The organism is Pseudomonas sp. TE3552, assembly GCF_056278945.1.
On the sequence record NZ_JBWBQJ010000001.1, the window covers coordinates 2852971 to 2878716 of the forward strand.

The 25746-nt window shown below is 58.8% G+C and carries 13 protein-coding genes; 6 read left to right on the plus strand and 7 right to left on the minus strand.

Going from position 1 to position 25746, the window contains the following annotated elements:
* Window positions 1–47 precede the first annotated feature (47 nt).
* The 3 genes from ACZ9BB_RS12650 to ACZ9BB_RS12660 all read right to left on the minus strand — a co-directional run bounded on the left by ACZ9BB_RS12650 (window position 48) and on the right by ACZ9BB_RS12660 (window position 7378).
* Window positions 48–656, minus strand: a complete 609-nt coding sequence (locus ACZ9BB_RS12650) for a lecithin retinol acyltransferase family protein (RefSeq protein WP_476214071.1) — start codon at window positions 654–656, stop codon at window positions 48–50.
* Between the two features lie 155 nt (window positions 657–811).
* Window positions 812–6283, minus strand: coding sequence for a trifunctional serine/threonine-protein kinase/ATP-binding protein/sensor histidine kinase (locus tag ACZ9BB_RS12655; protein WP_476214072.1), 5472 nt, complete (start codon window positions 6281–6283; stop codon window positions 812–814).
* Between the two features lie 159 nt (window positions 6284–6442).
* Window positions 6443–7378: a LysR family transcriptional regulator gene (locus ACZ9BB_RS12660; RefSeq protein ID WP_476214073.1), complete on the minus strand. Its 936-nt coding sequence runs from the start codon at window positions 7376–7378 to the stop codon at window positions 6443–6445.
* 389 nt (window positions 7379–7767) lie between these two features.
* Between ACZ9BB_RS12660 and ACZ9BB_RS12665 the strand changes: the two genes are divergently transcribed.
* The 5 genes from ACZ9BB_RS12665 (at window position 7768) to ACZ9BB_RS12685 (ending at window position 13714) form a co-directional block, all read left to right on the plus strand.
* Window positions 7768–8160, plus strand: coding sequence for a response regulator transcription factor (locus ACZ9BB_RS12665; RefSeq protein WP_476214074.1), 393 nt, complete (start codon window positions 7768–7770; stop codon window positions 8158–8160).
* Window positions 8161–8403: 243 nt separating this feature from the next.
* On the plus strand, window positions 8404–9606 hold the full coding sequence (locus ACZ9BB_RS12670) for an NAD(P)/FAD-dependent oxidoreductase (protein ID WP_476214075.1): 1203 nt from the start codon (window positions 8404–8406) through the stop codon (window positions 9604–9606).
* Window positions 9607–9746: 140 nt separating this feature from the next.
* Complete coding sequence (locus tag ACZ9BB_RS12675; RefSeq protein WP_476214076.1) at window positions 9747–10703, plus strand: MBL fold metallo-hydrolase; 957 nt, start codon at window positions 9747–9749, stop codon at window positions 10701–10703.
* A 287-nt stretch (window positions 10704–10990) separates the two neighbouring features.
* Window positions 10991–11821: an alpha/beta fold hydrolase gene (locus ACZ9BB_RS12680; RefSeq protein ID WP_476218297.1), complete on the plus strand. Its 831-nt coding sequence runs from the start codon at window positions 10991–10993 to the stop codon at window positions 11819–11821.
* A gap of 792 nt (window positions 11822–12613) precedes the next feature.
* On the plus strand, window positions 12614–13714 hold the full coding sequence (locus tag ACZ9BB_RS12685) for a helix-turn-helix transcriptional regulator (RefSeq protein ID WP_476214077.1): 1101 nt from the start codon (window positions 12614–12616) through the stop codon (window positions 13712–13714).
* 127 nt (window positions 13715–13841) lie between these two features.
* Here ACZ9BB_RS12685 and ACZ9BB_RS12690 read toward each other — a convergent pair whose 3' ends face one another.
* Complete coding sequence (locus ACZ9BB_RS12690) at window positions 13842–22040, minus strand: beta strand repeat-containing protein (RefSeq protein WP_476214078.1); 8199 nt, start codon at window positions 22038–22040, stop codon at window positions 13842–13844.
* A 189-nt stretch (window positions 22041–22229) separates the two neighbouring features.
* Here ACZ9BB_RS12690 and ACZ9BB_RS12695 point away from each other — a divergent pair, with 189 nt between their 5' ends.
* Complete coding sequence (locus ACZ9BB_RS12695) at window positions 22230–22394, plus strand: hypothetical protein (protein WP_476214079.1); 165 nt, start codon at window positions 22230–22232, stop codon at window positions 22392–22394.
* A 591-nt stretch (window positions 22395–22985) separates the two neighbouring features.
* On the opposite strand, the gene ACZ9BB_RS12700 is transcribed toward ACZ9BB_RS12695, so the two are convergent.
* Genes ACZ9BB_RS12700 through ACZ9BB_RS12710 form a run of 3 tightly spaced genes read right to left on the minus strand, consistent with a single transcriptional unit; the run spans window position 22986 to window position 25671 of the window.
* Window positions 22986–23537 (minus strand): gluconokinase, encoded by a 552-nt coding sequence (locus ACZ9BB_RS12700; RefSeq protein ID WP_476214080.1) that lies wholly within the window; start codon window positions 23535–23537, stop codon window positions 22986–22988.
* On the minus strand, window positions 23534–24853 hold the full coding sequence (locus ACZ9BB_RS12705) for an MFS transporter (protein WP_476218299.1): 1320 nt from the start codon (window positions 24851–24853) through the stop codon (window positions 23534–23536). The genes ACZ9BB_RS12700 and ACZ9BB_RS12705 overlap by 4 nt, the downstream gene beginning before the upstream one ends.
* A 44-nt stretch (window positions 24854–24897) precedes the next feature.
* Entirely contained in the window at window positions 24898–25671 is a 774-nt protein-coding gene (locus ACZ9BB_RS12710; RefSeq protein ID WP_476214081.1) for an SDR family NAD(P)-dependent oxidoreductase, read from the minus strand.
* Window positions 25672–25746 lie beyond the last annotated feature (75 nt).

Below are 25746 nucleotides of genomic sequence, written 5' to 3' on the forward strand. Positions count from 1 at the left end.
GCGTGCACACAAACATGGTTATAACCACCCGAAAACACTGGGAAGAATCATGCAATAAAATACAGTTCCAACGCTGAAATAAAAGAAAGCAGATAACGTGGGCAATGGAGAAACGCCTTGACTTGGACACTACAGCTTCTCCCACTAATGCACCAGTTGCAAAAATGCTCGCAGTTATTGGACAGAATCCTGTATTGACTTTCACCCATTCTTGAACGCGCACGACTGACAATTTCATCGCTTGAATATTCACACGATTCCCGTATCAACCAGACTGGCTTGCCGTTTGCGAAGCTTTCGAGGTCAGTCACTTCAATGGGGCCTGGTTTGAGTGAACTGCTAAATCCAGAGTAATGAGCTACGTTTCCACACCCAAGATATATTCCATGATGCAAATAAAATTTGCGCGGACTAATCAAGTGCGAGCCTATTGGCAAATAACCCGCACATTTTTCGACATGCACTAACCCCAATGGAAACATGAAGGATTTTCTTGGCAACTTACTACTATTGCAGCGCTCGACAAACAGACAACTTTCAAACATCAGCGCCTTCACATACCCAGCAAGATCTATTGCTATTATCGTCAAGCATAAAACGATTGCTGATCGAAGCGATGAAGATCCACTTATCAACTTAATAGTTAGAGTATTCACGACACATTCTCCACAGACCCTTGATATGTAATATATCGCCAGGACTGCGAAGCTTCATTTGTACACATGATTAATTTAAGCAACCATTCATATACCTCCCCTAAACCTAAGTATTAAACAGAACACTTGGCTGCAGGCGACAGAGTGCAGCCAATTCAACCATGCTCGACAGGAATCGTGAATTGAACGGTAGCACCGCGGGGTCGGTTGATGCTTGCCCACAAGTGGCCGCCATGTGCCTCGATGATCGAGCGACAGATTGATAACCCCATCCCCAATCCGGTGGGCTTGGTGGTGTAGAAAGAAGCGAAAATCTGCTCGGTGTTTTCCGAGGCGAATCCTGGCCCCGAATCGCTCACACTGACGAGCACACAACCGGCGTCATTTAACAGAGCGCTGATGTGCAATTGGCGTTCCCCCTCACTCACACCATTCATGGCCTCGAGCGCATTCATGATCAAGTTGAGCAGCACCTGTTGCAGTTCAACACGGTCGCCTTCAATAGATGGCAAACCGTCTTTGAGTTGAGTCCGAATCAAGGTCCCACTCTTCATGATCTGGCCACGGGTGAACTCGATCATCTCGCGAATCGCCGCGTTGATGTCCACCGCCCCCTTTTGCGGTGGTGCCTTGCGGATATGCCGACGAATCCGACCCAATACATCGGCTGCCCGATTGGCATCCATGATCAGACTGCCAAGTACTTTGTGGACCTCATCGATCTCCGGCGGCTGGCTGTTCAGCCAGCGCAGCGCGGCGTTGGCATTGAGGATGGCCGCTGCAATCGGTTGATTGACTTCATGAGCAATCGAGGCGACAAGCTGCCCCATGGTCGCGACGCGGTTCGCGTGGGCCAACTCCGTTTGCACCTCGCGATAGCGTCGTTCGCTTTCGCGGATTTTTTCTTCTGCCTGTTTGCGCTCGGTCAGATCCAACACGAAAGCGACCCCTTCCTTGCTGCTGGCTTCGAACATCGCCAAACCGACAATCACCGGCAGGCGACTACCATCCTTTCTGAAGTATTCCTTCTCGTGAGGTTGGGCGTAGCCGGTCCGCACGGCTTGTGCCAAAAAGTGCTCACTGAGTTCACGAAATTCCGGTGTTGTCAGATCTCTCCAGCGCAGACAGCCCGAGACAAGATCATCCCGCTCGTATCCCAGCATGCGAAGAAATGCATCATTGGCCTCGACGATGTCACCGTCGGCGTTCCAGACGAGGATCCCGATGATGTTGGCGTCTACCAGACGCCGAATCTTCCCTTCGCGCTCGGCGACCTCGCGGTACAAACGGGCATTTTCCAGCGAAATAGCAGCCTGTGAGGCCACCAGTTTCAACACGGCAATCCGGGATGGGCTGAACACACGGGCGGTCAGATTGTTTTCGAGGTAGAGCGCACCGGTCAGTTTGGCCTGGTTCATCAACGGCAGGCAGAGAACCGATCGGACGTGATGCTGACGTATATAAGGGTCTTCGGCAAACGGGGCCTCGGTCAGGGCATCATCAAGAAAAACACTCTCACCGGTGCGCAGGACATGGTAGAGAAGTGACTCTGGCAGCAGCGCCGAAGTCATCGGCTCATCGCGCAGCTGCATCGAATGGCTGCCAGTGGTCACTTGCGCGGCTATGCGGTGCTCACCCGTGTCCGACAGAATCAACACGCCTCGTTCGGCACCGGCCTGTTCGATGGCCGTGCGCATGATCATGTCGATGAGTTTTTCCAGGACGATTTCTCCCGACACGGCCTGCGAGACCTTTATCACGGTGGCCAGATCGAGGTGTTCGACCGGTGCGACCATCGTCGTTGTCGGGCCGAGCGTTTGCTCTTCGGTCCTCAGCAACGGATACCGCGCCTCAAGCTGTCGCACCTTGCCATCAGCGCCCCAACGCAGGTAGCCGTAGCGGGCGTCTTGCAAGTAAACGCGGGCTACTTTCCCAAGACCACGGGCCGCGTAGAAGCGAGACGCCAGTTCGTTGGCAAGCGCTTCGATATGGACAAAGCCGCTCTTCTGCGCCGAGTGGACGGCTTGTTCGTAAAGCAACTCGGCCTCGATCAAGCGCCCTTCGACGCGGGCGATCTCGGCGTCGACCAGCGCGGCCCGGCTCGCGAAATTCTCTGGGCACTGTTGAGCCCAGATCTGGAGTTGCCGGTGATCCGTCGCCATTGCGATCAAGTGCTGCGCACGCTCGTCCACCGGGACACTGTCGCACCATCGAGCACGAGCCAGCGCGTCATAGAAGTAAAACTCAGCCTCCTCGAAGAACAGATATGACGTCCATAGCAACTGCTGTGCCTTTGCCGCGGCTTGCATGGCTGCCCCGGGGTCGTCGGCCAGGTAGCAGGCTTGTAATTTGCGAACCCAATACCAGCACTCGGCCAATGCCAGGTCCGGATTGCTGGACAGGTGAGCTTCGGTAACTCTCTCGTCAAACTGTCCATCATCAAAACAACCAAATATTGACGTCGAACCCCGGAGCATCCGGATCAGCGCCAGTTGTGTGCCAATGAAATCGGTGACCAGCCCGAAACGCACCTTTCTGGCGTAATCCAGGCCACGTTCGGCTTCGTCTTGTACCTCGGACAATGGCTCACCGGCGAAGAGAGAGTCAGAGGTGAGGCTGTTGCCCGCATAAGCACCATACGGCAGGTCACCGATCCGGTTCGCCGCAACAAATGAGCGGTGCAGCAGGTCGCGGCATTGCCCTACGGGCTTCATCCAGCGCACGGCAAAATTCGAGAAGCAAAGATAGGTACTGGCTTCGAATCGCTTCAGGCCTCGTTGTTCAACGAGTTCGCAGCCGAGCTGGCCGAATCGAAATCCAGCCTGGTAGTCGCCGAAACGCCGTCCGGCGACTCTGAATGCATTGGCGTAATGCACACATGAAGCATCGCAGTTGCCCCCTTCGAGGCTCAGGCTGATAGCCTTGCAGATCAACAGGTCCGTCAGGTTCGCATCCGTCTGCAAGGCAGGCGGGAAGAGCTTGCTCAGAGCGCTGACGGTCATGAGGGAGCCCGCATCCTCCATCAGCGGCAAATCAATGAGTTCCTCGATCTCCCGATCGCCCAGTAACGACCAGATATGGTCGTACTCCTGGCGCACTTCATCGTCGCTCGGATGGGCCGACCACTCGATGCCCACATGCCGCAGATAGGCGAGACAGACAGCGACCGCGCCATCGCTGCGATCCATGAGCAGGTAGACATCCATTTGCAGACACACGACATTGGCTCGTTCGATCGTAGTCGTGGCGCGATCCGACAGCGCCGCCAGACGCTTGTCCGCGACCGATAACTGCCCAGTCAGCAGCTCACATTCGGCCCGGTTCAACTCCAGCGCGAAGATCAACTCATGCAGACGCGTCCAACCGTTGTCGTCCAACAGCTGCGCGCCCGTGGTGAGGTAGTTGAGCGCCGAAGCATAGGCCGTTGACGCCTTGGCGCGCTGGCCGGCTATCAGGTTGAGCTCTGCCAATTGCTCCCGCTCGGCCTGATCGGTGAGCAGCACAGCGCCGCTATTGAGCTGGCCGACGATGTCAAAAATCGCCTCCTCCCGCCCTTGCAGGGACGTCTGCGCTGCAAGCAGCCGGCCGATTCGCAGATGAGCCTCGGCGCGAGCCCCCTTGGGGATCAGTGAATAGGCCGCTTCATGAATACGGTCATGAACAAAACCATAAGCGCCTTCCAGCCGCTGGACCAACTCCTGGCGTATGGCTTCCCACAATACCGAGTGGATCTTTGCCTGGGGGATGCCCAGAACGGTCGAAAGTGCCGTGGTCCCGGCAACGTTCCCCAGACAGGCAAGCTGCTGTAATGCCAGTTGCGTTTCAGCCGGCAAGCGGGTCAGCTTGCCGACCATCAGGTCCACGATGTTGTCGGTGTAACCCTTGGCATGGATGCGATCCGCACTCCAGCACCACTGCCTTGCTTGATGATCGAAGGTCAGCAGCTGTTCGTCAGCGAGGGTTTGCAGAAACTGGATCACGAAGAACGGGTTGCCGGCGGTTTTGTCCAGCACCAACTGCGCCAGGGGCTCAATGTGCGCAAGCTCGTCATGCAGCGCATCCGCAATCAACTGCTCAATGTGTCCCTTCGCGAGCGGTGCCAGAGTGATTTCATCTACCCTGCCCCCCGCGTCCCGAATGGCCTGAAGTTTGCCCGTTAGCGGGTGCGCAACACTCACTTCATTGCTGCGGTAGGCACCCACCAGCATCAGATGCCGCACATCCGAGCTGGTCAACAGATCCTCCAGCAGGTCGAGCGTTGCCGCGTCGATCCACTGCAGATCGTCCAGAAACAGCGCAAGCGGATGCTCCGCCCGGGCAAATACACCGATAAAGCGCCGGAACACCAGAAGGAAACGGCGTTGCGCCTGTTGAGGCTCAAGTGTCTGCAGCGGTGGCGGCTCACCAATGATGAGTTTCAGTTCGGGAATGAGGTCAGTCATGAGCCCCGCGTTGGCATCCAGTGCGTTCTGTAATGCGTCACGCCATTGCGCCAGTTCTGTGTCGCTCTTGCCAAGCAGCGTGCGCACCAGGCTTTGAAATGCCTGCACCAGCGTCGAATAGGGAATATCGCGCCGGTATTGATCGAACTTGCCGGCAGCGAAGAGTCCTCGCGGCGGGACCAGCGCTTTGTGCAGTTCATTGACCACAGAGGATTTGCCAATACCGGAATAGCCGGTGACCAACATGAGTTCCGGCGCGCTGCTGGCGATGATCCGATCGAACGCGGCGATCAAGGTACTGACCTCATGCTCGCGCCCGTAGAGTTTCTCGGGAATCATCAGCCGATCGGATGTCCCTTGCTCGCCCAACGCGAAGGCATTGATGTAGCCCAAGGACTGCCAGTCTGCCAGGCATTGCCGCAGATCATGTTCAACACTCGCAGCCGTCTGGTAGCGCTCCTCAGCGGTCTTGGCGAGCAGCTTCATGACAATCCGGGAAAGCATATCGGGGACGGTTTCGACCCGCACGCTCGGTGGCTGCGGTTTTTTGGCGATATGGCAGTGCACCCACTCTATCGGGTCAGATGCCGTAAACGGCAGCGAGCCCGTCAGCATCTGGTAAAGCGTGACGCCGAAGGAATAGAGGTCGCTGCGCAAATCGATCGAGCGATTCATCCTGCCGGTCTGCTCAGGTGCCATGTAGGCGAGCGTGCCGGCGATGGTATCAGGCGCCTGTCGCTCACGCGGTAACCACGAGGCGAGGCCGAACCCTGTAAGCCGAGCCTGACCGTCGGAGCAATTCACCAAAATATGAGAGGGCTTGATGTCTTTATGGACGAGTCCGCGCTGGTGGAGCTTTCCCAATGCCTGCGCGATGCTGATCGCAAGACGCAGGAACGTTGGCGTTTCCATGGGGGCAACCAGCAGCTGCACAAGCGGCGTGCCACCCGTATCTTCCAGCAGCAGATACATCTGCCCACTTTCCCGCACCATCTCAAGCGGACGCACCGCCCAAGAGCCGTCCAGTTGGTCCTTCAGGCCAAACTCGTGGGCGAAACGGCCAAGACAATCCGGAAGCGGTTGTTCAGCAGCAGGTCGTGCAACGAGAACACTGCGGTCGCCTTTCACACCCGAACGTCGTTCCCGACAGAAGGTGCGCTCACCATCGTTCCATAGTATCTGCATGTTGTTATCCGTCGGAGCAGGCTTGCATGGCTGCGGCTGGATGCCCGGATTTTAGTTTTTTGACGGACGCCCCCCAATTGGTAGAGCCTACAACAACTTCCAGCACCATTAGAACCCAGATCTGGCCCAGCCCGCCGTCAGCACAAAGGTAGCCTCAATTCACGCTACGGCCAGCGGCACGGGCTGCTCTTGATGTTGACCGAGATAGCGACAGAAGCAGGAGCGCAGCCAACGTTCCCGAGGGTCGTTGTGGGCCGCGCCGCGCCAGGCCATGGACAAGTCCGGCGCCGGTAGCACCAACGGCGCAAAGTCGGCGCGCATCCCTTCCATTCGCTCCATGGCCCGGGCGACGTAGTCCGGTACGATCGCAATCATGTCGCTGCCGGCGAGCAAAGCGGGCAAGGCACTGAACTGCGGAACAGCCAGTACTACCCTGCGCTGCCGACCGACCAGACTCAGGGCATGGTCGGCATCGTCGATGACATTTCCCATCGAAGAGACAACCACATGAGGCCGTCTGCAAAAGTCATCCAGCTCGAGGGCGCCGGGTGCCGAATCGGCGCGCAATAGCATGGGTTGCATCGGCCGCAGGCTCTTGCAATGGGCACTGGCCGGCAGTTCTTGCGCAAAGCTGATACCCACGGAAATCTCTCCCGAGGTCAGCAATTGGGGTAATTGCCGATGGTCCACTCTGCGCACCACCAGCGTGATGTTTGGTGCCTCATCGCGCAGGTGCTTGATCAAACGTGGAAGCAGCGCGTACTCGACATCGTCAGAGAGTCCGATATGAAAGGTCTCGTCACTGGTCAGTGGATCGAACGTCTGGGCACAACTCAAGGCGATAGCGATGCCATCCAGCGCTGGCGTCAGCCGCGCATGAATTTCTTCTGCACGCGCAGTCGGCTCCATCACCCTGCCAGTGCGGATGAACAGCGGATCATTGAACAAAGAACGCAGTCGCCCGAGGGCGCTGCTGATAGTGGCCTGACACAGGAAAAGTCTCTCTGCGGCCCGGGTGACGTTGCGTTCGCGCATCACTGTTTCAAAGACAATCAACAGATTGATGTCAGCACGCCGCAGATCATTTCTGTTCATCACGTTCACCGCCTAGGCACAAGGCTGCATGGGTAAGGGGACATCCGACAACAGGTCGCTGCACAACCCGTTTTGCCGGAGGCCAGCGAGGTGGTTCAAGCTTATGCAGGCCAACGGCAAGACGTCACTTGTACCTGGGTTCAACCGATGCATCCCTTGGTTGTGCCGACTTGTACATGGGTATACCCGGACCTCTTGCAAAACCGGACACGCGATTTTTTCTAAAATGAATCGCGCCCCCGTAGCGCAAGACTCACCTGGGTGATTTCATCGAACGTTCAAGTAGAACATCTACACTTTGGTCTTAACGGATCATACATTGGTATACTTCTATGCCTTATAAGTTGGCGTATGTTGTAGTAACGGCAGAAGCTGTCACGAGCGCCCATATGAAGCAAGATACGCAAATACGCAACTCAATGATTATCGCAATCATCGATGATGATGACTCGGTTCGGGCAGCGCTTGAAAGCTTGCTGCGATCCAGCGGTTACAAAGTTAAAACTTATTGCAGCGCTCTGGACTTTCTCAACACGAACGGCCCCGCTCAAACACATTGCCTTGTTTCCGATATCCAGATGCCGGGAATGAGCGGTTTGGAGCTTCATAAGCAGCTCGTCACGATGGGCTTTCACATTCCCACTCTATTCATCACGGCTTATCCTGAAGCCCTCTCCCCCCTTAGCACCGATACGCCTGCGCTGATTGCCTACCTGCCAAAACCTTGTGATGCCAATAAGCTTCTGAACTACATCGAAACAGCCCTCCTCCAGCAGAATTGAGAGCGCTCTGAACGTTCTCTTTTGCATCCAATACAAACCTTCGTATATACCCATACCCCTGACGTATAGTTTTTCTGAACCGATGTAGAAGTGCGCTGAAAACAATCCGGCCATAACATAAATCCACAGCGGGCGACCTGCTGCATTCAACATAGACGCCTTGACTTTCGGCGCCCGTGTATCGCTCCACCAAACTTGAAAAATAACTTCAAGAACATTGAAAACCTTTTTGAGGAACAACTGATGAAACAGCATATTCTGGTTATTGGTGCGGGGTTCGGTGGTGTATGGAGTGCATTAAGCGCCGCCCGTCTACTGGATAAACACAGTCGTAGCGACGTGGAAATCACACTGCTGGCGCCCCAGGCGCAATTGCGCATACGTCCCCGTTTCTACGAAAGCGACGTACACAAAATGTTCGCTCCCCTGGACGGGTTGTTCGACTCGGTAGGTGTACGTTTCATCAAAGGCACCGCCGAGCACATTGATGAACTGGCAAGGACCGTTGGTTACCGCGATGAGGCTGGCCGTTGGAGCACGTTGATCTACGACCGTCTGGTACTGGCGGCTGGCAGCCAATTATCCCGCCCGGCGGTGCCAGGTCTCGGCTCCCATGCCTTTGATGTTGATCAGATCGAATCGGCGGTGCGTCTGGAGAACCACCTGAAATCCCTCAAGAACCGACCCGTCAGCATTGCCCGCAACACTGTAGTCGTCGCAGGCGGAGGTTTTACCGGCATCGAGACCGGCACCGAGATGCCGGCACGCCTGCGGTCAATACTCGGTGACGATCAGGACATCCGCGTGGTCATCGTCGACCGAGGTACCCGGATCGCAGCTGCCATGGGGGATGGGATTCGCCCGTCGATCGTCGAGGCCTCTGAACACCTGGGTATCGAATGGGTACTCGACACCAGTGTGGCGGCGGTAGATGCCAACGGCGCTACCCTCGCCGATGGTCGTCGCATTGAAAGCCATACCGTGATCTGGACTGTCGGTTTTCGCGCGAGCCCGCTCACCGAACAGATGTCCAGCGTCCGTGATGCTCAGGGACGCTTGCACGTCGATGAGAACCTGAAGGTGCTTGGCCAGGAGCATGTCTACGCGGCTGGAGACGTCGCTTATGCCGCCACCGACGACCTCGGCAACTTCGCAGCAATGTCCTGCCAGCATGCGATCTCTCTAGGCCGTCACGCCGGAAATAACGTCGTTGCGGACCTGCTGGGTGTCGCGCCCACCCCCTACCGTCAGCCCAAGTACGTGACCTGCCTCGATCTGGGCGCCTGGGGCGCGGTGTATACCGAAGGCTGGGATCGCCAGCTCAAGCTGGTCAAGGAACCGGCCAAAGAACTCAAGACGCAGATCAACAGCCTGTGGATCTACCCGCCTGCAGCTGATCGGGCCACCGCCCTGGCAGCAGCTGACCCGATGATTCCGGTGGCCTGAAGACCCCGCCTGAACGTGTCGCTCGTGCCAGCACCGCGGGCGCCGCAGGGCATCGCTGTACCTCTCGAGGAAATCCGTCGCTCTCACGACGAGAGCGGCTTTCGCCTGAAGTTCTTGACCCAAGCAATAGGAGAACGACCATGACAAAGCATCTGAACTACCTCACCCAAAAAGATGGAGCGCATCAGAAAAGCAACCGTCAGCTGGAGTCAAACATGAGCTCCGAGGAGCTGGTTCCTTCACGCTATGCGTTGCGGATCGGCGAGATTGACGTGCTGGTGGTCAGCGATGGAGTGCTGCCGCTGCCGACCGAGACGATGTCCACCAATGCCGACCCAGCCGCCCGCGCGGCCTGGTTCAAGGACATGTTCCTGGGGCCGGACGCATTTGATTGGGCGCTGAACGTACTGGTGGTGCGCAGTGGGGACAAGCTCATCCTCGTCGACGCTGGACTGGGCGGGCAATTCCCCGGATTTCCGCGGGCCGGGCAGTTCCCCAAACGACTGAAGGCCGCCGGTATCGATCTTGCGTCCGTGACCGACGTGGTGATCACCCACATGCACATGGACCATATTGGCGGGCTGCTTGTCGATGAGGTGAAGAGCCAACTGCGTCCGGATCTGCGTATCCACGTTTCAGCCACCGAGGTCGCGTTCTGGGAGTCGCCCGATTTCTCCCTCACCGCCATGCCGTCGCCGGTGCCGGACGTGCTGCGGGCAACGGCCAATCAGTTCATTAGCGAATACCGCAGCAAGGTGCGCACGTTCGAGGATGAGTATGAGGTGGCACCAGGCGTGGTCGTCAAGCTCACCGGTGGCCACACCCCAGGACACAGCGTGGTCTACGTGACATCCGGCGGCGAGCGGTTGACCTTCGCGGGCGACGCCCTGTTCCCGGTCGCCTTCGAACACCCCGACTGGCATAACGGCTTTGAACATGACCCTGAGGAATCGATTCGCGTCCGTGTCCGCCTTATGCAAGAGGCGGCGGCGAGCGGTGAGCTGTTCGTGGCTACTCACCTGCCGTTCCCCTCCGTTGGCCGGGTGGCGGTGGACGGTGACGCTTTTCGCTGGGTAGCGGCCTTCTGGGACTACTGATCGCTTGTTGGGTTTGCGCCTGCGTCCAAGCCAAGTCAGCCCGCTCGCACGGGAGTGCAGAGGATGGGCGGAGGCGCGAATCTCCCTGAGCAACAAAATAGATCGAGAGACCGCCAATGAAAGACTCCAATCGAGAGATAGATCTCCAGCGTCGGGCCATATTGACAAGTTCAGCAGTAGTGGCCGCCAGTTTGTTGGTTCCGCTTTCCAGTTTTTCCGGGTTGACGCAGGCCGCTAACAAGCCCTCTACAACCCAACACAAACCAGATCAAAAGGAGATGCACACCATGAACTCCATTACGACCAAAGACGGTACCCGGATTTTCTTCAAGGACTGGGGTCCGAAAGACGCGACGCCCATCGTGTTTCACCACGGCTGGCCATTGAGCGCGGACGACTGGGACAACCAGATGATGTTTTTCTTGCTCAAAGGCTATCGGGTGATAGCGCACGACCGCCGCGGTCACGGGCGCTCGACCCAAACGTGGGTGGGCAACGATATGGACACCTATACCGCTGACGTCATCGAGTTGACCGATGCGCTCGACCTTAAAGGTGCGATCCATGTCGGCCATTCGACCGGTGGGGGTGAAGTAGCGCGCTACACCGCTCGAGCCAAACCGGGACGCGTTGCCAAGGCCGTACTTATCAGCGCGGTTCCTCCAATCATGGTCAAGTCGCAGAAAAACCCTGGCGGTTTACCGCTGGACGTGTTCGACGGGTTCCGTTCGGCACTGGTCGCCAGCCGCGCGCAGTTTTACATGGACGTGGCGTCGGGGCCGTTCTACGGCTTCAATCGACCCGGGGCCAAGGTTTCGCAAGGCGCAATCGACAACTGGTGGCGTCAAGGCATGATGGGCGGTGCAAAAGCTCATTACGACTGCATCAAAGCGTTTTCCGAGACCGACTTCACCGAAGATCTGAAAGCGATTCAGGTGCCAACACTGGTCTTGCACGGAGAGGATGATCAAATTGTGCCGATTGCCGACTCTGCGCCGCTTTCGGCCAAACTATTGAAGCATTCCACGCTCAAGACGTACCCGGGCTTTCCTCACGGTATGCCGACTACCAACGCGGATCGGATCAACGCCGATTTGTTGGCGTTCATTCGCGATTGAGCACTAACGCCGTGACGGCGGTCTGATCGCCGTCGCGGTGTCTGATCCTGGATCAACGATCATTTCAATCTTGCTGACAGGCAGCAGCCGGCCGATTCTGTTGAAAAAGTCGGCTTCGGTTTCCACGGCAGAAAAGTACGCGCCTGAGATTGAAATCTGTGTTTTTGGCAGAAGGTTCAGGACTCGGATTTCACGTAGCAGCGTGCAAAAGAGGTGTTTTCACCCATCAATGTTCGAGCGTTTTGGGAAAACCGACTTTTTCAACAGAATCGGCCAGAAGCAGTCAGTAGGCAAGGTGATAGCAAAAAAGAGGCGTGTAACTTTAGGCGGCCGAGGATGCTGACAGCGAACTATTGCAGCTAGTCAGCTTTGTCCGCGAAGCCAACGCTGCGACAAATACTGCATATACATACAGCACATATCGCAACCCACCCTTGTCCGTGGCAAAAGACAGGAGGCAAAGAAGTCGCAGGCTGCTAAACCGATACCGGCAAGCTCGTGTGCGTGTACTTCCCCCGAGCGACAGCAACAGACGGCGCCAGCCGAGTGGGAAAATTTCAGCAGCATCCACCAATGGCCATCCATCGGAAAAGCCGGCTTGCAGCCAGGGCTGCCGGGCAAGGGTTGCTGGCAACACGCCACGCCAGGCCTGGGCGCAGGAGTTTTTTTCACCCCCAGCACAGCTCCTTCACCGACCACCGGCATTGCAGGAAGGTCGGCCATGAGCCATATGAAAGCGTAACGCCCGCAAGTTCGACGGCACGATACCAACCGCTAGCAGAGAGGCTTGACATGCCACGTCTGGATGAACAGAAGGTCTACGACGAATTGGTCGGCCTCTGTTATGAGTGCGTGCTGGACGACTCCGCCTGGCGGCCACTGCTCAAACTACTGGTTGCGGCCAGCGGGCGACAGCAGGGCCTGTTGCTGTTCGCGGATTACCGCAAGAACGGCACTCACGCCTCCACCACCCTCAACTTGTGCGACCCCGCCGGGATCGACGTCTACAACCGCCACTACTGCAATCTGGATCCGGGACTTGATTTCGTCCGCTCCCGCGGCGTGGGTCACTGGTACAACGACCTCATAGATTTCGGTCCCGAACGCATCCGGCGCGACCCTTATTATCAGGAGTTCTACATTCCCTTCGGGCTGCATAACCTCTCCTGCGTCAAGCTGGAGGAACAGGCCGATTCGGGCATCTACCTGACCGTACTCAACGAGGTCGGCGCGCCCTTGCCAACCGCCCAACAGCATGCCCTGCTGCAGCGGGTTAGCCCGCACCTGCTCAAGGCCGCCAAACTGTCCAACAAGGTCAACCGCATGGAACTAGAGCTAGCCACGCGCGACCTGCTGCTGGACCACCACCCCACCCCGCTCTGGCTGCTGGACGGCGACGGTCATGTACTCTATTGCAACCGAGCGGCGGCGCGACACATGAGCCAGAGTGGCTTCCCGCTCTATGAACACTTCACTAGGCTGCACAGCAAGAGTCAGGACACCCACCTGCTAGCGCTGATCCGTCGCGCCGCCGGCAAGGACGGCAAGCGCCACGCCGGCTGGCTGCGCCTCAACGCAATGCATCAGGAGCTGCTGGTCACCCCGGTACCGGCCCAAGCCAGCTTCAACCAGCACTTCCAGAAGCCGCTGGTGCTGCTGGCGCTGCTGGAGAACCAGCCGCAGATGGGCCTGCTGGCCGAGCTCTTCCAGCTCACCCCGGCCGAACGGCGCCTGGCCGAACTACTGGCCCAGCAACTCAGCCCGGAAGCCTGCGCCGAGCGCCTGCATGTTTCCCTCAATACCGTGCGCAGCCAACTGCGCGCCCTGTTCCGTAAGACCGACACCAGCCGCCAAGCCGAACTGGCCAGCCTGATCGGCCGCCTGCACAGTTGAACCAACCGCCGCGTTCAAGCTGCTGCCGGCACAGCGCCGAATCCGGGCGACCGGCCTGCCCGTCTGGCGCTCCTGGCGACAAGCCGAGCCGAGCCTGGGTTCGAGAACCCAAGCTCGGACTGCGCGTCTAGCCAAAGAGCTGCACATCGCTCGCAGCCAAACTCGCCACCCCAACCAGGGTCACCACCGCGACGGCGTTGCCGTTGGCTGCACCGTCGGCATCGTAATAGAGAGTGTGGTCATTCTGGTTGAACACCAGATGCGCGCCCGCCACCTCGTTTTGTGCACCACTGACATTGGCCAACGCCTCGGCGACAGTCTGGCCTTGCAGGTTGAATAGCCCACTGTTGAGCGCCAGCACGTCGCTGCCCAGGCTGAAGTCGGTGATCAGATCGGCACGATCGCCCGGCAATTGGGCGAACTGGAAGGTGTCGGCACCGGTGCCGCCGTTGAACCAGTCGGTTTCGAGGGTACTGCGGATCAGGTTGGCCGAGGAGTCGCCGGTCCATTCGAGGTGATCGGTGACGGGGTTGCCGTTGGCGTCGTAGCGTTGGCTGTAGATGCCGGAGCTGCTGCCGTCCTGGCCGTTGGACGTCCAACTCACCACATAACCGCCGTCGCTGAGAGCGCTGATCGCCGGTTGATACTGACTGTCGAAAGTGGTGCTATTGACCCGCACCTCCCCCCCCGCTGCGGCACCGCTGGTATCATAGCGCTGGCTGTAGATGCCGGGGCCGCTGCCGTCCTGCCCGTAGGACATCCAACTCACCACATAGCCGCCGTCGCTGAGCGCTCCGATCGCTGGTTCCTGCTGACTGTCGAGCGTGGTGCCATTGACCCGCACTTCGCCGCCCACGGCTGCGCCGCTGGCATTGTAGCGCTGTGCATAGATGCCCCAACCGCTGCCGTCCTGCGCATTGGACATCCAGCTCACCACATAACCGCCGTCGCTTAGCGCGCCGATCGCAGGTCCCTGCTGACTGTCAAGCGTGGTGCTGTTGACCCGCACCTCGCCGCCCACGGCTGCGCCGCTGGCATCGTAACGCTGCGCGTAGATGCCAAAACTGCTGCCGTCCTGCACATTGGACATCCAACTCACCACATAACCGCCGTCGCTGAGCCCGTCGATCACCGGTGATTGCTGATGGTCAAGCGTGGTGCTGTTGACTCGCACTTCGCCGCCCACGGCTGCGCCGCTGGCGCCGTAGCGCTGTGCATACACGCCGTTGCCGCTGCCGTCCTGGCCGATGGAACTCCAACACACCACATAACCGCCGTCGCTGAGCGAGCCGATCGTCGGTTGCTGCTGGGTGTCGAAAGTGGTGCTGTTGACCCGCACTTCGCCCCCCACAGCTGCGCCGCTGGCACCGTAGCGCTGCGCGTAGATGCCCCAATTGCTACCGTCCTGCGCATAGGACATCCAGCTCACCACATAACCTCCGTCGCTGAGCCCATCGATCGTCGGTGACATCTGACTGTCAAATGTGGTGCTGTTGACCCGCACTTCGCCCCCCACAGCTGCGCCGCTGGCGCTGTAGCGCTGCGCGTAAATGCCGGAGCTGCTGCCGTCCTGACCGTAGGACATCCAGCTGACCACATAGCCGCCGTCGCTGAGCGCGCCGATCGCCGGTTGCTCCTGAATGCCGAGAGCGGTGCTGTTGACCCGCACTTCGCCGCCCAGTGCCTGCAGCCGCACACCATCGCCAAACTGCAGAGTTTCGAAGTTGTGCAAGGTATCGACACCTTCGTTACCGTCAGCAGGATTCAGATCGGTGACGCTGATCTGGTCAACCCTCTGCGCACCAATGGCAAAGTCATGCTGGCTGCCTTGGTACAGCGCCGTATCGTGGCCTTCTCCACCGAACAAGGTATCGTTGCCACCACCTCCGGCAATGCGCTCGTCGCCGCTGCCCAGCTGGACTAGGTTGTCGCCAGTATCACCCGTCAGTGTCAGCGTATTGGCGACCGCCTGGCCGCTGGCATCGTAGCGCTGTGCGTAGATACCCCAGCCGCTGCCGTCCTGATCGCCGGACATCCAGCTCATCACATAACCACCGTCGCTGAGCGCAGCAATCGTCGGCTGCTGCTGACTGATGAACGTGGCGCTGTTGACCTGTACCTCGCCACCGACAGCTACGCCGCTGGCGTCATAGTGCTGTGCGTAGATACCCCAGCCGCTGCCATCCTGCCCGTTGGACATCCAGCTCACCACATAACCACCGCTGCTGAGCGCAGCGATCACTGGTTGTTGCTGACTGTCGAACGTGGTGCTATTGACCCGTACCTCGCCCCCCGCAGTTGCGCCGCTGGCATCATAGCGCTGCGCGTACACGCCGTAGCCGCTGCCGTCCTGGCCCAAGGACATCCAACTCACCACATAGCCACCGTTGACCAGCGCCGCCACGCTCGGGTAAGCCTGGTCATTCGTGGTGAAGGTATTGACGGGCACTTCGCCGCTCGTGGCTACACCGCTGGCATTGTAGCGCTGTGAATAGATGCCCCAGCCGCTACCGTCCCCGCTAGACATCCATGTCACCACATAACCGCCGTCGCTGAGCGCGGCAATCGCCGGTTGCTCCTGGCTGCCGAAAGTATTGCTGTTAACCCGCACTTCGCCGCCCACGGCTGCGCCGCTGGCCGCGTAGCGCTGCACATAAACACCCCAGCTGTTGCCGTCCTGGCCCATGGACATCCAGCTCACTACATAGCCGCCGTTGGTCAGAGCCGCCACGCTCGAGCTTACCTGGTCATTGCTGATGAAAGTGTTGACCCGCACTTCGCCACCCTGCGCCACACCACCGGCGTCGTAACGCTGCGCATAGATACCCGAGAGGTTGCCGTCCTGACCGAACGATTGCCAAGTCACCACGTATCCGCCACCGGCCAGCCCCGCCACGCTGGGGTTAGACTGATTATTAGCGAGGAAGCCGTTGACCAATGCTTCGCCGCCGAGCGCGTTGCCATTAGCGTCATAGCGCTGCGCGTAGATGTCGTAGCCTTCGCCAATCAAGTTCGCCGCATGCCAGATCACCACATAATCGCCACCGGCGAGCGCCGTTATGCTCGGGCTCAATTGATCGTTGGCCGTGGTGGTGTTGACCAGCACCTCCGCCCCCGGGGAGCCGTTAACCGTGATAGTGCCATTGGCAAAATGCAGTTGCTCGACAGTGCTGAGCTGATCTCGCCCGGCCTCGCCACTCCCTGCACCCGCCTCGACTGCCAGATAGCCATGCGGGTCGAAGGTAACGGTGTACTGGTTCATGTTGGCGCTGTAGACCGCGCTGTCGTTGCCCGCCCCACCGTCGAGCCGATCGTTGCCGGCACCGCCATCGAGTTCGTCATCGCCTGCGAGGCCAAACAACGTGTCGTTACCACCGTGACCGAGCAGGCGGTCGGCCGACGCCGTGCCGGTCAGTAGATCGTCGCCGACACCGCCTTCGATCAGATTGAACTGCGCGGCCACCGCCGTGGTGGCAGCGCTCGCCACCACCTCAGCCGTACCACCGTCATCAATGTAGCGCGCCTCGACGCGAACCTGCTGACCGACTTCAGCAGCGCTCAGCGTGTAGATGTTGCCAGTGGCGCTGGCAATGGAGCTCCAGCTGTTGCCGTCACTCGAGTGTTGCCACTGATAGCCGATGATTCCCAGCCCATCGACATCGGCCAGCGAATTACTCACGCTCAGTGTCTGCCCTGCGGTAGCGTTGCCGCTGATTGCAACCGCGCCTGTCGGTGCGTCATTAATCGCCGTCAGACTGAAGCCCTGGTTGGTGTTGACCGAACCGCCGTTACCATCGATTACCTGGTAGTTGAGCGTGACCGCGCCGTGGTAGTTAGCATCCGGCGTGAAAATCCAGCTGCCCTCGCCGTTATCGGCCAACGTGCCGTGGTTGGCGCTGAGATTGGCGATGGATAAAGCGTCACCGTCCACGTCGCTGGCATTGGCCAGCAACTGAGCGGTGGTAATGCTATAGGCCGTGTCTTCCGTACCCGAAGGCAAAGCGCTCGGGGTGCTAACAACAGGCGCGTCATTGACCGGTGCAAGGCTGAGGTTGGCAGAGGTCGTCACATCGTTGCCGCCGTCGGTGACCACCACATTGAACGCCACTGCACCATTGCGGTTGGCTGCCGGGGTAAAGGTCCAGCTACCGTCGCCATGGTTGGTGAGCGTGCCATCGTTCGGACTGACGCTGACGCTCTTCAAGCTCGGCATATTGCCGATGTCGCTGGTATTGGCCAACAGTTGCGCGGCGCTGAAGGTATAGGCGGAGTCTTCAGTGCCACCGGCCAAGGTCACCGGGCCGCTCACCAGCGGCGCGATGGTATCGAGGGTGAATGTGCTGCCGGTGCCGTTGGCGGTGTTGCCGGTCGTGTCGCTGGCCGTGACCGACACGCTGATTGGACCATCGCTCAGGCTGGACAGGTTGGCGCTGCCGTTGACGCCGACAACGTTTTGGCTGCCATCGCTGAAACTGACGGTGGCGTTGGCGTCCGCGTCTAGGCCAGTAACCGTGTAGGCGACCGTCGTCTTCTCGGCATTGCTGATAAGGGAATCGGCCAGCGTAACCGTCAGGTCGCCCCCCCTGTCGGCGGTAGTGTCCAGCGTCAGGCTGCCGGAGCTCGTGAAGGTAAGGTCATCCACCGCGAGGGGCGAGCCCCCGTCGTGGATGTCCAGCCGCACGATCGGGTCGCCCGGGGAGGTCACGGTCAGCAGGGTATTAACTGCGTCCTCCGCCAACAGCGCTAGCCCTACAAGCGCGCCCGCGGCGTTGAAAGCATAGAAGCCGGTCTGCGCTTCACCCGAAACATAGGCCGACACCGTTTGGATATTGCCGGAATTGAAGGTGACGATCATGAAACCGTCAGAATAGGCGAGTTGCGTACCTGAGTGAGAAGGCAATACAGGCGAAGAAGGAACAACCCTGGCGCCAGAAAAACTGACGCCACCGTAATTAGAAGTTAAGGAACCAGATGGAACATCATCGAACGTCAGAGTTTTAGTCGGGCTGCTGGGGCTGTTGCCGGCGCTGTTGCCAGCGACATCGGTGGCGACGATCGACACGTTGATCGGGCCATCGCTCAGACTGGACAGGTCGGCGCTGCCGTTAACGCCGACCACGTGGTTTTTGGTCGCATCGCTGAAGGTGATGGTGGCGCTGGCATCCGCGTCGAGGCCAGTAACCGTGTAGGCGACCGCGGTCTTCTCGGCATTGTTGATACGGCTGTCGTCGAGCATGACCCTCAGGTCGTTACCGACATCGGCGCTGGTATCCAGAGTGTAGCTGTGGCCGGTGCCGGCGCGGCTGTTGCCGGTGGCATTGATGGTCTGGACCAGCAAGCCGGTGCCGCTGCTGATCAAGGTGACGCCGCCGGCGCTCCAACTATGGGTCGCGCTATCGGTCGCCGCATTGACCCAGGTGGTGCCACCATCGGCGGAGACCTGGATGGTCTCGCCGCTGTTCAGAGTGCCGGTGTACGTGCCGCTCACGATCTGGCTGGCGATGTTGGTGAGGAAGTCACCGCCAGTGCCGCTGTCATCGCTCAGCGCAGTCACCGTGGCCACTGCGGCGGGTGCATCGTCAACCGACGCGAGACTGAGGTTGGCCGAAGTTGCGACCGTCGCGCCAGCGCTGTCGGCAATCACCAGCGCAAAATCCACCTGGCCGTTGCGATCCAGCGCCGGGGTGAAGGTCCAGCTACCGTCGGGGTTGGCCGTGATCGAGCCATCGGCCGGGTCGACGCTGACACTCTGCACGCTCAGGCTGTCGCCGACATCGACGTCGCTGGCGTTGGCCAGCAACTGGGCAGCAGTGAAGGTGTAGGTGCTGTCTTCCACGCCGTCCGGCAAACTAACCGGCCCGGATACGATCGGCGCATCGTTGACCCCACTCAGGTGGATCTCGAAGGTGCCGGCGGCGGAACCGCCGTGCCCGTCCTGCACGGTATAGGAAATCACATCGACTGCCTGCGCTCCCGCACCGAGGCTGTCGATGGCCGGCGAGTTGGCACTGTAGAAGAAGGCCCCGGGGGACTCGGCAAATCCTGCAACGCTGCCGCCCAGGCTGCTTTGAGGAGCAAAAGTGTAGGTCAGCGAATCACCGTCCGGGTCCTGTACGCTCGTACTCACATTCGCCGAGATGAATCCGTTCTCGCTGCCCTCGGTCCACGGCACCCCGTTCACTACTGGCGCATCATTGACCGCTGCCAGATTCAGCTGCGCCGAGGTGGAGACCTGAAGACTGCCGTCACTCACGACCACGGCGAAATTCACCGGACCATTGAGGTTGCTCGCCGGGGTGAAGGTCCAAGTGCCGTTGCCATTATTGGTCAAGGCTCCGAGGCCTGAGTCGACGCTGACGCTCTGCACACTCAGCGTAGTGCCCGCGTCCACGTCGCTGGCATTGGCCAACAGCTGTGCAGTGGTAAAGGTATAGGGCGTGTCTTCGACACCATTGGCCAGGCTGACCGGGCTGCTGACGGTCGGCGCATCATTGACCGGCGTCACATTGATGCTCAGGGTATTGGCATTGACGGCGAAGGCTGTGCCGTCGCTGACCTTGAAGCCGATGCCAACGTAGCCGCTGCCATTACCATTGAGGGCCGGCACAAATTGCAGCTTGCCAGCATCGAGGTCGGCCTTGCTGATCACCTGGTCCTGAACCACCGCGACCCAGGCACTGCCGTTGTTGTATTGCAGGCTGCCGAGCAACGGCAGGCTGGTGATTTTCACTGCGGCCAGCGGAGTGTTTTCCGGGTCGCTGTAGGTACCGAAGTCGGCGCTACCGAGGATGACCAGCGAGTCCTCCAGGGTGGTCTGACTGTCGTTGGTGGAGGTCGGCGCGACGTTGGCCGGGCTGGTGGCCGCGGCCTTGAGGGCGGCGGTGTTCCAGACCACGTTGTTGCCGAAGCGAAGCTGGTCGATCTCGTAATCGGCGCCCAGATAAAAGTTTTTCAGGGTCAGGGTCTGGGAGGTCGCCAGCACCACCATCTGCAGGTCGTTGCCGGTGTGCACGAAGCTCACGTTGCTACTGTTGAGTCCGACCAGCTGCACGGTATCGACGTCGGCGTTGGCACCGCCGCTGTTATCGATCACGTCATTGCCATAGTTCGTGCCATAGCGGTAGGTGTCGTTGCCGCGGCGGCCAGCCAGAAAGTCATCACCGGCGCCACCATCGAGGAGGTTATTGCCGGCGTTGCCGATGAGTCGGTTGGCCAAAGCATTACCGGTGCCATTGAGATTACTGCTGCCGGTGAGTTCGAGATTTTCCAGGTTTGCGCCCAGGCTGTAGTTCAGCGAAACGCGGACGGTATCATTACCGCCATCTGCCAGTTCGGAAACGCTGTCGCCACTCTGATCGACGATGTAGATATCGTCGCCGCTGCCGCCCGCCATGCTGTCGTTGCCAGCACCACCGTCAAGCAGGTCGTTGCCGGCGTCGCCGTTCAGGCTGTCATTGCCAGCACCGCCTTGCAGCGTGTCATTGCCATCGCCGCCCTGGATCAGGTCGTTACCGCCACCGCCGTCAAGCAGGTTGTTTCCGGCATTGCCGATCAGGGTGTTGGCCAGCGCGTTGCCGGTGCCGTTGATGTTGGCGCTGCCGGTCAGGGTCAGGCGCTCGATGTTGTTGCCCAAGGTGTAGTTGATACTGGCCTGGACCAGATCATCGCCGGCGTTGTTGGCCTCCACCACCACATCACCGGCGGCATCAACCACATAAGTGTCATTGCCCACGCCGCCTTCCATGCGGTCGTTGCCGCTTCCGCCGTCGAGCGTGTCATTACCGCTGTTGCCATACAGCGTATCGTCGCCACCCAGGCCGAGGAGACTGTCATCGTCGGGATTACCGTTGATCACATCGGCGCCATTGGTTGGCACGACGGGCGGGTAATAGAGATTGGCCAGCATCACGCTGGCACTCCAACGGCTGCCGTCAGCGAACTGGATTCGGTCGATCCCATGATCCGCATCGAGAAAGTTCTTGCTCACGGTGAGGGTCTCGCCACTGGCCAGAACGCTGAGCACCAGGTCGTTGCCGATGCGGGTCAGGCGGATCTGGTTGGCGTTGAGGTTGGTCAGCAGGAGGGTGTCGACGTCGTTGTTGGCGCCACCGGAATTGTCGATCACATCGAAGCCATAGCCCAGGCCGAACCGATAGGTATCGCTGCCGCGTCCACCCACAAGTAGGTCATTGCCGGTGCCGCCGTCCAGCGTATCGTCACCACCGTTGCCGTAGAGTGTGTCGTTACCGCCCAGGCCATTGAGGGTGTCATTGCTGGCGCTACCCGTCAGGATATTGGCAGAATCATTGCCATTTATAGTGGCCATGAGCACACTCCTCTAGAGTCGATGGCATTTTGACGGTGCAAGTCTAATTCGCGGCAAATACCCAGCCATCATTCATTTGAATGACTCAGTAAGCCTTTCGTCTGATGTCCCAGCGAACCTGCAATACCGCGCACAATCGCCCTATTGCGCTGCGAATCGGTTGTGAACGCAGCGGAACGCAACGCAGAGATGAAGCGAGGTGCAGCCGGTATTCAGGAAGAGCGCAAGATGTGCCTGGTCATGCAAAAGATCACCGTGATCGTCGCCCTCTCCCGCAGCGCCGACGAGGCCATGCACGCACCGCCGGCAATGCCCGGGGCCGAGAGCTATTGCCATGAGCCTTATTTCAGTTGAGTAAGCGCGGGCATGCTCGGTGTCAGCCATACAACCGCATACCGCATGGTCAGTGACCGCCTGATCCCATCCGTTCGGCGTACAGGTATGAGCAAAGATGAACGCTGGTTTGCGAAATGCCAGGACGCTGCGAATGGAAGTGGCGGATGAGGTGATCATCCTTATGACCATACGTCCCGATAATCCGTACTTGAAACTCCGTACTTTCTCCGGGAAAAGCACATCCCCATGCATCACCCAATGGTTCGTGGCGACTCAACGTCACAGGCAGAAATCGGCCGATTCTGTTGAAAAAGTCGGTTTTCCCAAAACGCTCGAACATTGATGGGTGAAAACACCTCTTTTGCACGCTGCTACGTGAAATCCGAGTCCTGAACCTTCTGCCAAAAACACAGATTTCAATCTCAGGCGCGTACTTTTCTGCCGTGGAAACCGAAGCCGACTTTTTCAACAGAATCGGCCAAAAGCGGGCATTCAGGCCATGAAAAATAAATCTGTCCCGTTATTACTTGCTTTGTGCGATGGGCATCGAATGGATCAAGCCCGGCGACCTAGTGGCCTGCTACTGGTAACACTCGATCCGAAGCTATGTCACTGCCGTCGTCGCCACCATGACTCCAGTTGCATAACCACCTCGGGCAACGGCAGCGTTGCATCGATACAAATAACGTTGCTCCCGGCTTCAGGCGGTTCCAGGTCGGCAAATTGACTCGCCACCAGGGTTGCCGGCATGTAGTGATCCGGGCGTGAGGATACCCGCGCTTCGGCGACTGACTCCGGCAATCGCAGGAACACCGTTACCACGCTGCGAATACCGTTTTGCAGGATGTCGCGATAACACTGCTTTAATGCCGAACACGCCAGTATCGGCAAGAGCCCCGCGGCAATCGCACCGTGCAACGCTTGGTTGAGCGATGCGAGCCAGGCAGCTCGATCAAGGTCGGTCAAAGCGATGCCCTGGCGCATTTTCCGAATGTTTTTTTGCGGGTGAAAGGTGTCCCCCTCGATCAGCATACCGCCCAGGGCGTCGGCGATTGCGCGGGCGACACTCGACTTTCCACACCCGGCAACACCCATCACTACAACGGCTACTGACGCATTACCGGGATCGCTGACAACCGCGTGGTCAATTTTGTTTCTCATCGCCGCACCTTCACCCAAGCCATGAGCAACGCCGAGGACAGCACACCGACGGTCATGAAAATATAGGCCGCTCCGGGGTTGCCGGTGAGGCCGATCAGGTAGCCAACAATCCACGAGCCCACAAAGGCGCCTAATGCCCCGCAAGCGTTGATCAAGCCGATCGCACCACCGAAAACGTTGGAGGGCAAAATTTCCGGGATCAGCGCAAAAAAAGGTCCGTAAGGTGCGTACAAAGCAGCCCCGGCGATGGTCAGCAAAGCAAACGACAGCCAGAAATGGCTCGGGCCAAGCAAATACGAACAGAAGAATGCCAGCGCACCCAGCGCCAGAAGCGGCCAGACAAAATGTTTACGCTGCTGTGATTTATCTGACGCCCAGGACACCACGAGCATGGCAGCCACGGCCGCGACATAAGGAACAGCGCTCAACCAGCCTACCGTGACAATATCCGCAGCCGCGGCCTGTTTGATGATCGTCGGCAGCCACATGATGAATCCGTAGACCCCGATGCTCCACAGCGCGTGGACGCAGCACAGCTGGATCACCACCGGGCTGGTAAACGCCTGACGGTAATTACGAACCACCTTCATACCTTTCTGTTCGTCCGCCAGTGTCGCGGCCAGCCGGTTTTTTTCCTGCTGAGTCAGCCAGTCGACCTGCTCGGGTTTGTCCCGCGCCATCCGCCACCAGACAAACGCCCACAACACCGCTGGCGCGCCTTCAATCACGAACATCTCGCGCCAACCCCAAGCGTGAATCAAATAGCCCGATACCACTGACATCCAGAGCACGGTGACCGGATTGCCGAGGACCAGGAATGTATTGGCGCGCGAACGTTCCTTGCGGGTGAACCAGTTACTGATGAAGATCAGCATGGCCGGCATCACCGCAGCCTCGACGATGCCCAGTGACACCCTGATCACCATCAACATCGGAATATTGGTCACCAGTCCCGTGGCCATCGCGCAGATGCCCCACAAGATCAGGCTCCAGAACACCAATTTGCGCACACTGTATTTCTGCGCGTAGATAGCGCCCGGAACCTGAAAGAAAAAGTAACCCAGAAAGAACAGGGCCCCGATCAACGAGGACATGCTTTTGGTGATACCCAGGTCCTGCTCGATCCCCGCGGCACTGGCAAAGCCATAATTGGCGCGATCCAGATACGCGAGGCTGTAGGTAATGAAAATTAGCGGAATCAGATACCGCCAACGCTTGGGTGCAAAGCTTTTGGATTTGACCTGTGGACGATTGTCGTCGGTAGCCTGCCCGTCAATATCGACCAGCGACGCTACCTGCTCTTTGAGATTGCTCATTGGGTGTCCCCTGTTGTTGTTTTTTTTTGCGGCGGGAGTGACATTCAAACGACGCTTGTCAGGCCTCCGTCGACGAAGATCGTCTGGCCATTGATGAAGTCCGAAGCAGCGGATGCGAGAAATACGGCGGCACCACATAACTCCTCGACGCGCCCCCAACGGCCTGCCGGCGTGCGTTTGCACAGCCATTGGGAAAACTCTGGATTGTCCACCAGCGCCTGGTTCATCTGCGTCGCAAAATAGCCCGGTGCCAACCCATTGGCCTGAATACCGTGGCACGCCCATTCGGCGCACATGCCCTTGGTGAGCATCTTCACGGCACCTTTCGACGCCGCATAGGGAGCGATCGTCGGGCGGGCCAACTCGCTCTGAACCGAGCAGATATTGATGATCTTTCCGCGACGCCGGGCAATCATGTGCCGGGCGACTGCCTGGGACACATGGAAAACGCCGTCCAGGTTGACCCGCATCAAGTCGTGCCAATCGTTCGCAGCAAAGTCTTCCAGCGGTGCGCGCCGTTGAATACCGGCATTGTTCACCAGGATATCGATGGCTCCGCTCTGTGCTTCAAAGCGGTTGATCACATCGAATACCTGAGCCTGATCGGTAACATCGAACACCGCGATCTCTGTAGCTACGCCCTCGTCCCGCAATTGACTTGCGATGAGTTGCGCTTTGTCACTATTGCGATCATTGATCACCACAGTGGCGCCCGCAGCTCCCAATCCTCTGGCCAACTCAAGCCCGATGCCCTTGCCCGAACCGGTGATAAGGGCCCTGCGCCCGTTAAGCTGGAAGCTACTTGTATTGAATGACATGCTGTTCTCCACAAATGGCCATTTTTTATTTTCGGCCTTGCTGTCACTTCATCGCAGCCCGGCGGTCACGTCCAA